General features: G+C 39.2%; 11 protein-coding genes. All 11 read right to left on the reverse strand.

What is annotated here, in order from left to right:
• Nucleotides 1-111 precede the first annotated feature (111 nt).
• On the reverse strand, nt 112-537 hold the full coding sequence (locus tag DWX28_RS03990; RefSeq protein ID WP_118251913.1) for a DUF1810 domain-containing protein: 426 nt from the start codon (nt 535-537) through the stop codon (nt 112-114).
• A gap of 57 nt (nt 538-594) precedes the next feature.
• On the reverse strand, nt 595-1,350 hold the full coding sequence (locus DWX28_RS03995) for a hypothetical protein (RefSeq protein WP_147342075.1): 756 nt from the start codon (nt 1,348-1,350) through the stop codon (nt 595-597).
• Nucleotides 1,343-2,122, reverse strand: a complete 780-nt coding sequence (locus DWX28_RS04000; protein WP_118251915.1) for a hypothetical protein — start codon at nt 2,120-2,122, stop codon at nt 1,343-1,345. The genes DWX28_RS03995 and DWX28_RS04000 overlap by 8 nt, the downstream gene beginning before the upstream one ends.
• Before the next feature lie 28 nt (nt 2,123-2,150).
• Nucleotides 2,151-3,137: a M15 family metallopeptidase gene (locus DWX28_RS04005; protein WP_243002325.1), complete on the reverse strand. Its 987-nt coding sequence runs from the start codon at nt 3,135-3,137 to the stop codon at nt 2,151-2,153.
• A gap of 17 nt (nt 3,138-3,154) precedes the next feature.
• The gene (locus DWX28_RS04010) at nt 3,155-4,168 is read right to left on the reverse strand and encodes an NADase-type glycan-binding domain-containing protein (RefSeq protein ID WP_147342076.1); all 1,014 of its coding nucleotides are present in this window, start codon (nt 4,166-4,168) and stop codon (nt 3,155-3,157) included.
• 195 nt (nt 4,169-4,363) lie between these two features.
• Nucleotides 4,364-5,815: a vWA domain-containing protein gene (locus DWX28_RS04015; protein ID WP_118251917.1), complete on the reverse strand. Its 1,452-nt coding sequence runs from the start codon at nt 5,813-5,815 to the stop codon at nt 4,364-4,366.
• Between the two features lie 33 nt (nt 5,816-5,848).
• A complete protein-coding gene (locus DWX28_RS19330) occupies nt 5,849-5,992 on the reverse strand; it encodes a hypothetical protein (protein WP_158565275.1) in 144 nt (47 codons plus the stop codon).
• A gap of 152 nt (nt 5,993-6,144) precedes the next feature.
• Nucleotides 6,145-7,182, reverse strand: a complete 1,038-nt coding sequence (locus tag DWX28_RS04025) for a serine hydrolase (protein ID WP_118251919.1) — start codon at nt 7,180-7,182, stop codon at nt 6,145-6,147.
• 1 nt (nt 7,183) lies between these two features.
• Entirely contained in the window at nt 7,184-8,440 is a 1,257-nt protein-coding gene (locus DWX28_RS04030) for a serine hydrolase (RefSeq protein WP_147342077.1), read from the reverse strand.
• A 32-nt stretch (nt 8,441-8,472) separates the two neighbouring features.
• On the reverse strand, nt 8,473-11,877 hold the full coding sequence (locus DWX28_RS04035; RefSeq protein WP_118251921.1) for a hypothetical protein: 3,405 nt from the start codon (nt 11,875-11,877) through the stop codon (nt 8,473-8,475).
• A gap of 15 nt (nt 11,878-11,892) precedes the next feature.
• Nucleotides 11,893-13,320 carry a TRAFAC clade GTPase domain-containing protein gene (locus DWX28_RS04040; RefSeq protein WP_118251922.1) on the reverse strand — a complete coding sequence of 476 codons (1,428 nt, stop codon included), beginning with the start codon at nt 13,318-13,320 and terminating at the stop codon, nt 11,893-11,895.

A 13,320-nucleotide genomic window follows, 5' to 3' on the forward strand; every position in this document is an offset into this window, starting at 1 on the left:
TCATGAAAATTTTGATTCATGGGGCTGGTTTTTATTCCTGTATTTTCTATAGAGAATAAATCCATTTCGTAAGCGCTTACTCCATTTCAGTTCATCCACTGCATTTTCGTATTACCCATTTTCTTTCGAAAGCATTTTTAATGTCCGCCCATCTTTATGTCCATTATAAAATTTTTCCAGTACTTTCTCAAAAACAGCATTTTCCGGGTCTGCACAGGCAAATAAGGTCATGGAAGATTTCAGTTTCATGTCATCCGGTCTTCCCATGATCTGAGTTGCATTGTCATTGTCCAGATTTAATAATGCTTCTGAAATTTTCTGTAAATGCTTTCCCAGATATGGATCCTGCAAAAATGCCTTTGCCTCATCCAAGTCCACTATGCCATAAAAATCTGAAGTATAGCTTCGTCCCAAACCTTTCAACTGCGGAAAAATATACCATATCCAATGACTTTCTTTCCTGCCGTTCTGGATTTCTCTGAGAGCCTGTGCATAATCCCGCTGCTGTGCCTCCGTAAATCTTTTTAAATTATTCATACTACTTCCTGCTCCTTTCCTCAAACCTCTGGCATAGGTTGCTATCTTTTGTCACAATCACAAGCTTACTATTGATTCTCTGATCAGTTTCATTCCTACATCAAAGATAATTAACCAGATAATCAATCCAAGTACAGAACCACCAATCATCCCTGGCATTCCCTTTAAAATGCCAATATACAAAGCCAGACTCATAGCATTGATTCCATAAGATTTTATCATACCGCCCACAAGCATTCCTGTCAGTCTCCACAAAAATGCTTTTAACATAGATACGCCAGATTTTATCAATGGAATAAGCGATACCGCAAACACCCCCACTACTGAAGCAACCGCAACGATTACAGAACTGATGTTGCCCAGATTATTTTTAACGTATTCTATAATCATCGTTGTAAGATACGCTGCCAACAACGCCAGTATCGGGGCTGAAATCACATTAACAGCCAGTTCTTTCATTTTGTAGACTGCGCCTTCCATGTATTCTTCCCGTTCTTTATAATTACTCGGTACTTTAAGAAAAAGACCTGTCAGGGCAGTTCCGGCGAACGGCTGAAGAAATGCCATAATCGCCAGTTTCAATATATCTTCCAATATTGTTACATTTGAAAATACCGGAATATTATTCTGATACTTCAATATTTTACATACTATATCTGTAATCTGCTTCGCAAATGGCAATGTTCCCATAAGACCGCCAAATGCTGTATAAAACTCTTCATCCAACATCATTTTTCTAAAAGAGGATGCCAATAATACTATGACAATAACTGCAACAGTTTTACTGATTCCTTTGTTAATAATTTTAGACACGTAAATCCAAGAACCTTTCTATTATAGTTTTTACACTTTCGTCATCTGCTCCGTATTTTGAGATCATTTTTCTTTTTAAAGCTTCTCCCTCCTGTTTATACATCCTCCGTGCGTCTGTCGTTCTTGCTTCACAGAAATCCCAGTAAATTTTTTCAGCTGTATCCTTATATTCCCAATACTCATCGGATCCATTGATCAACCCATATCTTTTCTCTTCATTCACTGAATTTGAATAGTCAGAAGTACGTCTTACCTCTCTCCGGTTTACCTTTGGCTTTTTTTCGTAGTCGTCGTTATAATCATCCTCATAATCGTCTTCGTAATCATTTCCATATGAAGGAGACGACCAGTCTGAATTATACTTCTGTTTTGTTTTTTGAGTCTGCCGCTGGTATGTGGTAGTTTTCCTTGTTCCTCTTGTTTTCTGATCTGGAACTATAGCTCGATAAACAAGATATAGTGTCCCAACAGTAACCAATACCTCCATTATCGGCCAGGCCACTATAGAAATATCTCCTATACCAAATTTATAAACCCGGATTCCAAGCATCACTACTGTGCTTATCACACTTATTATAACTGGATGTGTCTTTTTTACAGCCAAAAAGACACATATAATCCAGAATATAAAACACAAAAATCCATTTACTTCTGCACCGCCTTCTGCCCTCGACACTGCCATAAATGATGCGATCATTGAAATCCATATAATACAGAAAAACATAATAAATCCATTTTTAATTTTATTAAATGCATATTTTAACTTTTCCACACCTTTTCACTCCTAACTGTCACCATTATCAGTATAACGGCTTTTCAAAATGCTGAAAATCTTTTATTCCGTTACTCCAGTCACCACCCCAGGAAAATCCGAGGTTTGTAAATATCTGGTAACAGATATCCTCATGTGTTATTACATGATCCAGCCCACTTGTTCTGTCCAGATATTGCTGTGCATTCTCATGATAACAGCTTCCATTTCCATTTCCATCATATGTCACATACGGATTCTGCTGCGAGTTGATATCAATCGCACAGCCATACGCATGATTTGAAAGTTTACTGCTTCCCGTTGCGGTTCTGTAACAAAACGCGGATGTATTATTCACTTCAATGGATGCATTGTCACTGGTGACGCCATCTCCTGTCCAATAATTGTCAATAAGATACATACTCTGGATTTCATAATGTTCTTCATATAATGATTTGAATGCACTGAGAAAATCTTCGGCAAGCTGTGCGTTGACAATCACTTCTCCTACCTGCACATTTCCATCAAAATTATAATGCAGAACTTTCAAGTATCTGAGATCTGCCAATCCTATATCGTTATTTTCTCTGTATGATTTTCCGATAATTCTGTTATAGACTGCATCTCCCTCTACAATTTCATATGCCTGAAAATAACTGTCCAGGTTTGACCAGCTTATCTTGGAAACATCTACAATGCTTCCCACTTCCAGATCTGTAATTCCACTTTGTCCACTCTGTGTGATCTGTCCGTCAACTGATTCATTTTGTTCCTGATCCTCTACTGTGGTCTTTTCTATACTTTCTCTGTTTTTATCTTCTTCCTGTTTCTTCTCGAATTCTGTGATTCTTTTCTCCAGATTATTATTGGCTTTATTCACTTCTTCGATCTGTGCTGCAATTGTCTCTATCTGCTGCTGTATGATTTCCAGAGAATTTTGGCTTTTCTGATATTCTCTTACTACCACAGTACTCATTACCGCCAGAGCAACAATGCAGATTCCCCACATAAAAATTTCCAGAATCTTTTTTTTCATTTTCACGCGCCTCCCTCTTATATTCCAAAAGCCCTGACATCTGTAATCGGAGTATCGTCCCAACTAGTTCCTGCATGAACCCCCTCGATCGTCAGGCTCAGATATTCTGTCTCATATGGGTAACTCAGTTCCACCCAAAATTCCTGATATTTATCTGGAAAATTAATTTCTGTACTGAAATCTTCCATTTGAATTCTAAGACAAGATGGTCTGTTATTTCCATAAAAATACCTGTCTGTTTTCCAGTTTCCCAGACGGAACATCAAATATTTAACCTTACAGCTTTCAGAAAAGTATCCTACAATAGATTCTCCGATTCCAGATCCTACCACACCTTCCTGCCAACTCGTCTGTATATCATCATCAAATGCATAAATCGGATCATTACTTACTTTCTCCTGTTGAATTACAGACGATGCAAGTGCAGAATTAAAAAATTTCTCATTAAATCCTTCCAGATTCACTTCACTGGCGTCTATAAGCCTGGCTGTTATTTCAGGCATCGGAGTTGGTGTAGCTGTTGGTTCAGGTGTCGGAGTTAGCGTATCCGTTGGTTCAGGTGTTGGAGTAACTACTTCTTCTTTTTCTGGCGGCATAGTTACTTCTGTGTTTGCATTATTATCTTCCTGAACTTTTTCACCGCTTTCTTCCTTCTCTGTATTTGAGACAAGTGCCTTTGCCTGCTGTTTTTCAGTCTTGTTCCCCCCATTTAATGCTATTAGGACAGAGCATACCACTACCGCCACTCCTACACATATTGCGGCAGGAACAAAAATACTGTTTCTTTTTGCCGGTTCAGCAGATTCGTCATCATGTTTACTGTTATTAAACTTTTTGTCTGCATTCCCTGACTCATGTATGTTTACCTTTTTGTAAGGATCCTCATATGTCTGCCAGTTGTTATAAGAAGGCCAGGAAAACGAAGAATCTTCTTCCTCCTGAGGAATATCTGCCGATTGCTCTTCTGCACTATCTTGTTCCTGCGGATTTTCTTCAGTATTCTCTTTTATATTTTCTTCATTTGAATTCACACTGTCATCATTATAAAATCCATCCTGATTATACGGATCTGTTTCCGGAAATTCCGGCCAGACTGCATCTGTATTTTCTTCTTTGAGTTTGTTCCCGCATTGAGGACAATATGCAAATTTATCATTTACCTCGCAGCCACATATACTGCACTTTTTCATTTGAAACTCCTCTGCTGACTATATTTATTTCGCGACTTAGAAATGCCTTATACCGATATCACCAAGTCCGCCCTGACTCATGGTCATTACAGTTTTCTCAATTGTCGTTATCATCAGTCCAAACAGTACTGACATCAAGAGACGGGCAAAAAATTCACTTAGAATCAGATTTAGACCAATTTCCATAACCAGGGCTCCTGCCACAATTCCGATCATTGAGGAAATGCAGATCATTTTTACATTGGTTGTATCATCTGTAGCTGCAAGTTTAATTCCCAGAAATCCTGCACCCAGAATAATCAGAAATATAATTCTCATAAGTGCATACAGCCAGTTATGATCCGTCCTTGCCCTTGATGACAGAAGATTTCTGCTACTGTCAGTCACCCGCACTGCAGATGCCATTGCTTTCTCCAGTTCATCTACATTATCTGTTGTTACACTGATTCCACCAGTTTTTCCGGAAATATTATTCAGTAACTTTTCATCTACATATCCCAGACCTACCGTACTGATACTAATTTTTTTCTTATTGAATTTCTTCAACGTTTTATTTAATTCAAAATTTAAAAAGCTGGTATCTGTAGCATATCCGTCCGTGAGAAGGATTACCTGGCATCCCTCATCATATGGCAGAGTTCCAGATTCCATATCTTCCATAATTTTGCTCAAAACACCTACGATCGGAGTTCCTCCTGAAGGTGACGTTGCAAAATCATCTATTCCATTGGAAATCGGATTCAGTTCACGTATACATTGAATCACATCTCCAAATGAATACACTGCAAACTGCGCATTGTCTTCACGATTAGCCAGAAGCTTCTTAATTGCCGCCACTCTTTCCTGATTTGGGTCATTATCCTGCATAGACCCAGAATTATCAATCGCAAAAATATATTTATCTGTCTGAACCATTGTAGAACCAAAGTTCAATTCATAAATAAATTCAAAAAAAATCCCCAATACCAGAAGCATAAGAATGCAGATCCCTGAAACCAGAATTTTCTTTGAGGTGATATCCAAACCAATCACTCTGGATACAATAAAAAATGCAGATGACAAAATCAGTCCGAACACAGCAAAGTAAACTCCCATAAAAAACACAGAGTTCACATCTGTAATAAGTGTTCTGTAAATAACCTCTCCCAGAAGAAAAAAAATCACTGATGCTATGATAGAAACAATCAAAAAGCTTTTTGAAAAATGCGTTTCTGTTTTTTGCTGGAGCGACGGCCTTCCACCAGTCATATTATAATTAACCGTACCAAATCCATCATTCCCGCCAAAACTTCCAGTTCCGCCAAATGGTGAACCACCAAAGTTATCCGCCCCGTTTCCATAATTATTCCCAAATGGATTTCCATTTGTATTTCCATAATCATTTCCAAAATTTCCCCAGTTCGCATTCTCTGGCTGATTCTGGAAGGAAGAAGCTGTTCCAAATCCGTTTTGTGTATCTGCCTTTTTGTTTTTTTCTAAAAGTGCCATAATATCCCCTCGTTTTGCCGTCCGTTATTCTTTCTATTCTGGTTTTACCTGTTTTTCTAAGTCCTCAACTTCTGCTTTCAAATTGTTGCATCTCTCCTCTGCAGCAGTCAGTTCTGGATTATTTTCAATGCTGTCTGATACTTGCTGCAGATCATTATTTACTTTTTTGTCTGCCACGGCCAGACCTGCTGTACCAACCAGGAGCAGAACACAAAGAACCAGACCCAGGATAATTCTGATTCTGCTTTTTTTCTTTTTTGTCATAACAAAGTTACCTTTCCTTTTAACTTTCAGATGTCGTTCCCTTCAGCCACAGGCTATTTCCTGCCTTATTCATCTTCAGAATTTGTTTCGTCTGTGTCCTCAGGATCTGTCGTCTCCCCGGATCCATCTGTGTAAAAATAATTATAGATTTCTGAAGACAGACTCTGAATGACACCCGGCGCAGCTTCCTTATTTATACCCTGAGACATAATACATATAATATAGTGTGGTCCATTTTCATTGAATACAATTGCTACTTCATTCTCAACCCCGTCAAGATCTCCGGTCTTATTTGCAAATCCTCCTGCTTGTCCAAGTCCTTCACAGATTTTGCCTGATTTTTTCTGATTTCTGAGGTCTGCCATCATTTTGTCCGATATATTTTCAGACTCACTATTCCCTGCTTCTTCTTCGCATTTCTTGTAAACGCTTTCCAGAAACTTTCCACAGTCTGACACCGACGTGGTACTTCCATCTCCAAACTGATCCCCCAGTATAGTTTCTTCATAACCATTCTCTTTTATATATTGGTTTACATACTCTATACCACCAATCTGATTCAGTATCTGATTTGCGACTTCATTATCAGAGTTTCCAATCATTGTATGTATCGACTCCACAAATTTCTCATCTGCCTGAATAGTACCATTCTGAATCTGAGTGTAGGCGGCTCCCATAACATAAAGCTTCAAAAGCCCTGCCCCCTTCATCTGTGCATCGTTAAACTTCTCAGATTGTCCATTCTCCAGGTTCTCTACATAAACAGACCAGGTTCCTTGCTGTTCTTTTAATACTGGAGTTATTCTGTCCAGCAGTCCCGGCAATCCCTCCTGAGCTTTCTGCTGCTCTTCCTCAGCTGCTTTTTTCTGTTGTTCTTGTAATTTTGAATTTAACTTTTCTTTTTCCTTTTCCAGTCCAGCTATCTCCTTATTTTTATTTTCAATCTGCTTCTGAATTTCACTTTCTGAATCTTTTTTTGCCGTCAGATCCGTCGACTGTCTTACAAAAACCTGAAGCAGAATTCCGATTCCTGTAAATGCCAGAACCAGAAAAAATATCAGGAGAATTTTTCCTATGGGCTTTCCTTTTGTTTCCGTATTCACTTTACCTTTCCCCCTTTTTCAGATTTGCCAGCACGTAGGCTGCTTCATTTGTCACACATGGAGCTGATGTTTCCTGTTTTCCATCTATTGTCAGTACTGCCATAATGAACACTTCATCTCCATTTTCAACCAGACCGACTTCATTATATCTTGTCTGCGTAACACCATTCAGATTCAGCAGATTGCCTGCATTTGTACATGCCGGATACATTCCCTTGTTGGCAGTATCACTTGCTGATATTCTGAAGTACAGTCTTAAAAAGTTACTGTCAATTTCATCGAAATTATCCTGATAGATGGCATTCAGCATCATTGCAGCATCCCTTGCACTGATATAATTCTCCTGTGATGATGTACCATTCATAATTGCCCGCTGAAGATCTACACTGTCATATCCATATTGATGACATATCGTATTAATCTGCTCACGGGTCAGATAATCCATCAGGGAATTCCAGGCATTATTATCACTGGATGTCAGGCCTACCACCAGCAGTTCTCTTATCGTCAGCATCTGTCCATTTTGCTGTGCTGTATATCCACCCCGTCCATTTTGAAACGTATACGAAAATCTGATGAGCGTATCCATACTGTAGCCCCCTCGGTCTATTCCCTCTGCAATCGTATACATAATTGGAATTCCAATCAATGCAGATGCCGGAAGCGGAGTATCTGCCTCTCCAATCGCATAATTGGTATAATTGGTAAGATCCATCACATAGACACCATATCTTGCTCCACTTGCATCCATCAGGCTGGTCATATAATTTCGATCCAGCCATGTACCTTCTTTCATCTGTGCTTCCTGCTCTTCATCCGTAACTGCTGAATGCCAGTCCGGTGCAGGCGTTGCGGTTGGTTCCGGCGTCGCTGTCGGCTCTGGCGTCGCTGTTGGTTCCGGTGTCGCTGTTGGTTCTGACGCTGCAGTCTGACTCGGTGCCCTAGCCTGTTTTACTGTATTTGCTGTTTTGCCGGTCTGTAACCTTTGGTTTAATAATTCGCTCCCGTTTCCACTGATAAACAGATATCCGCCAACGCCCAGCATAATACCAAGTACTATGCCAAGTATCCATCCGCTTTTTCTGTTTTTTTCCGGTTTTTGTTTTTCAGCAGGCTGCTTCGTCTTTTTTTTCTTAGAACCGTCCGCCAGATTTTTGTAGGGATCTTTTTCATAGATTTTGTCCAGTCCCACATAAGGGTTTACATAATCTATATCTTTTGGAAATTCTTTCTTTTCTGTGTTGTTTTCTTCCTTCACAGCAGTTTTTCCTCCCTGCTTCATCCGTCTTTCTATCGATTAAGTGAAATCAGCATACAGATAAGAACTACAATTGCTCCTACTATACCTGCTGCACTCAACAGGATGCCTGTCAGAACCGCAATGTTTATGTTTATATGATTATAAAAAATAAAAAACAGAACCTCTGCTGCAATTCCAGCCAAAACAAAAACACCGCTCAAAATTCCTGTAAGAAGCCATCCTGATTTATTTCTTTCGCTTCGGACAGCATAGTCCTGCTGCCACTCTTTTGGCAGTTCCTGCAGACACTGCATGATTCCGGACTGTTCCATAAGAATTTTGTTTGTACGATTCAGTTTTCGATATTCATTTACCAGCTGTTTATCCTCAAATACCTCGATTTTGTTCTGAGCTATCGCAAACAATTCCCGTAAAATACTTTCTTTTACATATTCACCATCGTATACACCATAGTCTTTCTGATTTCCATAACACAGAATAATTTCCAGTAACTGAAATGCAGTAAGTATCTTTTCTTTCTCTATTCTGGTTCTCCAGACAGCCATTGTCACACTTTCAAGAACCGACCTCTCTGTGCCTTTCAGATCCTGACGAATCTGCTCCTCCAGAAGAGCAACATTATATGTAATTTCTTTTTTTATGTTATCTCTCAGGAGCATCTCACGCTTTTCTGTCAAAGCCGACAGATATATTTTTTTTATTATATCATTATGTTCAAGAACAATTTTATTTCGAATCTGCAGGAATTCTTCTGACTGATAATTCGGATCAGCATCATATAAAGTGCCAACCACATCCAGAAATCCCCAGTTTGCTCCCAGAGGCAGAATTTTTTTCTCTTTCAGGAACAAAATATCACCTATACTCAGAGCCTCTGCTGACTCCTGTGATGTCGCTGCCATTCTCTGACGGAACAGCTTGATAACATACGCATTAAAACTTATATTCTTTGAAATAGTTTCTATTTCATGAATTTCATTTCTGCAAACCCAGCACCACGCATCCAGTGCATCTGCATTTTTGTTATTTTCTCTGATATACTTCTCACATAATTCAAAATAAATGTCTGCTGTTTTCTTTAACTGTTCTTTGTCAATCAGTTCCAGTTTTTTCGCAACACTGAAGAATTCTTTTCGCATACCTGCAAATTCTTCTTTTACTTTACTCAACAGTTCATCTTTATTATCGGAAAATTCATTGCTAAAGAGCAGCATCCACTGTTCTTCCCTGTTCAATTCATTGATAAAGAAAGACTTTTTCTGTTCCATTTCTTCCAGAACACTATAACGTCTGTAAAGCAGATTTGTTGCTGACTGATATCTTCCATTATTTTCCAGGAACTTCATTATCGAACGCAGTTTCTGCATAGTTGGACAATATTCCGGATATCCATAAAGCAGATTATTGGCTTCCGTTACCGCAACCGCACTGCATATCAGCGGAAGTTTCTTCTCATCACTGTTAGATATCCATCCTCTAAAATCTTTATAGATTTCCTCAAAAATTTCTCTTTTATATATGTTTCTGTATTTAACAACAAGATCTTTGTGAAGTGGTCTCCAGTGTTCATGTAAATAAACCTCATCTCCGGACACAGCAAGATAAGTCAACTGCCAGATTATTCCGTCGCCTATACTGATTCCGTTTTCACGGACTTTCTTTTCAAAGCACTCACGGAACAGTTTCAGATTTCGCGGATATACAGTAAATTTCCGTTCTTCCTGTTTCAGAATATCCGAAATCTGTTTTTCAATTTCTTTCTCTCCGGAAAGCAGTACATCCAGAAGATTTTCATATATTTCTTTTCTGTTTTCTTCTCTCAGTTCCGGATTTTCCAGCTGTGCCGCAAGAATGCTCATAATTGTGGCACAGTTCTGCCAGTCTCCTTTAATAAATAACTGTATATGCCAGTCTGTCAGAATTGACAAAATCTCACTTTTTACACCTTCATCTGCCCCAAGTTCTGAATTTTTGCAGATTTCCATATACAGCTTCAGGAGTGATTTTTTTTCGTACCATATAATACTGTCTTCATTCTGCAGCACATACTGGTTTGCTTCTCTGAGTTTGCTCACAACCATATCGTTCTGTATTTCCCGGCAGATCCACTGAATGCTTTCTTCCCTGCCATTACCATTCAGAATATTCTGCAGAAGAACGGTTACAATAAACGGTTTTAACTCTGACGGACACGTTTCCTGCTCTGCCAGTTCCAGAAGAGCATTCTCCAGTCTAGTATCATACTGTGGCTCCCGAATTTCCAGTTTCAATATTTCAGCTGCAACATATGTACTTCTCTCCGTCCAGCCTTCTTCGTTATAATCTAACAGATCAAATAACAGGCGGTGTCTCTTGTGGATATCAGCAAATCCATCCGTTTCCTGGCAGTGCAGATCCAGAAGAAAACTGAATTTCTCCGGTGCCTGATCCTGTTCCTCACTTTTCCCTTCATTGAACAGACTTTCATATTCTTTCTCAAACTTCTCTCTGACTTCCGGAGCATTCAGATAATTCCAGAGAAATTCTCCATACGATGTATCCAGATCTTTAGAAATCCAGCTTTCCTGCTGATCCAGATCAATAACAGAATATTCACTCAGTTTCCAGCTCTTTGTATTACATGGCTCCATAAATACAAGCTGATATCCATCCAGTACAGGAGCCGTTGGATCTTCTCTTCCACCGGTTGTTGCATTCAGCTGTTCTTCCACACATGTCGGGAGAAGTTTCATTGTTGCCACCAGTATTTCTTCTGCATAGGCATTTCCACCGCTTCTTTCCCATCCCTGGTTGTATGCCCGCGGCAGAATTATAAGTACCTTATCATTCTCATGTCCTGAATAATGTGAAAGAGAAACCCTCTGAATAATACTGGAAATATATTCTACAAAAAGCTCTTTTGTAAAACCTGCTTTCTGAAAAATATCTGTTGAAATTTCCAAAGCATTGCTTCGAAACAGAGAATATTCTTCGTTTGCCTCAATTTTTCCTCCGTTTCCCTGCATTCTGGATTCCTGAATTCGCTGCATAACTGAAGGATATGCCTCAAAATCCTGAATATTCAGTACATATTCCGGTGATTCCAGGAAATGTTCCTTATCATCTCCTGCAAGGATATAACTGCTTCCATATGTAAAATCTCTGCTTTCACCGCTTCCTGTGGAATGAAGGCGATAAGAACGGCACACCACTGTAATCTGCTGATTTAATCTTCGGATTTTGAGTACTCCCCGATATGCTCCCTGTATTTCCTGTGGAACAGGACGGATATCTTCCAGCGTACTTATTTTTTCGCATTCTTTTGCAACCAGCTTTGCCTGTTCCATTCTCGCAAACATATTCATGCTGATCGTCACAGTTGTACTGTCGGCATTCAGACCAGATTTTGAGAAATATCCTTCCAGGCATCTGGAATATATATGCTGACCTATCATGGCAAGTCCCTCCTATTATTTACCTTTGTTCCAAAAATGTTTTTTTGGCTGATCCATTGCTTCTTTTTCTACCCAGTTTTCTGCAAAATCCTTTCCCCACTCATTCATGACTCCCTGTTGATCTGCATAATATTCATCACTGCAGAACTTTGGAAGGAAATTAAAATCCATCAGTAATTTAAGAATCGGTTCTTCTACACGAACTGGTCGTATCTTTGCAACATTATCCAATTTATTTCCACTTATATTTACAAAGCTTCCCAATGCAGAAAGTGATACAAAATACGGTTCCTTAAAAGTAGTTTCCAGAAATGATGTAAAACTTCCCGAAAGATATGAAATACAGGATCGGGTTGATTTGCTCATCGGCTCATAGTAAGATGCCTTAAGATTTGTACCTTTGACTGGTCTGAAATTTGGTGCAATTACCGGCTGGTTAAGTGGGATTCCAAGCTGCTGGTAATTTCTGCAAAGAATATCCTGCTTTGCAAGTGCCACTACACTTGGTTTTTCAATACATCCCATCTCTGCTGTGATACAGTTTATGATCGTCTGTCTCATTGACCCAAGAGTCTCATCCAGCTGTTCAATGCTTCTTCCTCCAAAATACTGTTCCGGAAGATGGTTATAGACGCCCTCCAGAGTCTCCGGATCAACCATCATGATAAATCCATTCGCTTCTTTAAACTGTGGAAGGTTAAAATCCATCAGATCATCATCATGATCCCCATGAAGCATCTCACCTCGCATATCTATCAGCCCGATAAGACACTGTTTATTCACTTCCTGAGAATTATCATCTGCAATATAATTCACACGCAGAAGATATGGATCTTTACGGTTTTCTGTTGTTGTACTTGGCAGAGTTCCTGTTCTGTTAAGATCAAGAGCAAATTTACGGAACTCATTACTCATCTCTCCAAAATTATCGAATGACAAATGTCCCTGCGGCAGCGGATAATTTTTTCCACCCAGAAGCTTATGAAGTACTGTAAGATATACCGTTTTTCCGGCAGAACTCGGTCCCATAATGCTGATCAGATACATTGGCAGCTTGCCTGCCATTGAAATAATCTCATTATGACAGTATGGACAGTAAAATTTGCGAATCGTACCGCTCATCTTTGTTCCATTAATTTCCAGATCCTTCACATCAATCGACTGAACAAAATCTTTTCTACATTCTTCAATGTTCTGATACTCCCCGGAAATCTTAATTGGATGAATTTCCTCATGTTCGATAACATGACTTTTTCGAAGTTCTCTCAGACTTTTGTACTCAATCTGCTTGTTTTTCTTACTATTATTTAAGACTACTATCGGCTGTGATCCGTCGAGTCTTGAATTGAACGTTTTAACTTCTTCCGGTACCATTTTTACGCATCTTTCATCCATTGCTACAGAACGCATACAATGGACACACTTAATCGGATAATATCCCAT

It is taken from the genome of Blautia sp. AF19-10LB (assembly GCF_003461245.1).
Classification (GTDB): Bacteria; Bacillota; Clostridia; order Lachnospirales; family Lachnospiraceae; genus Blautia_A; species Blautia_A intestinihominis.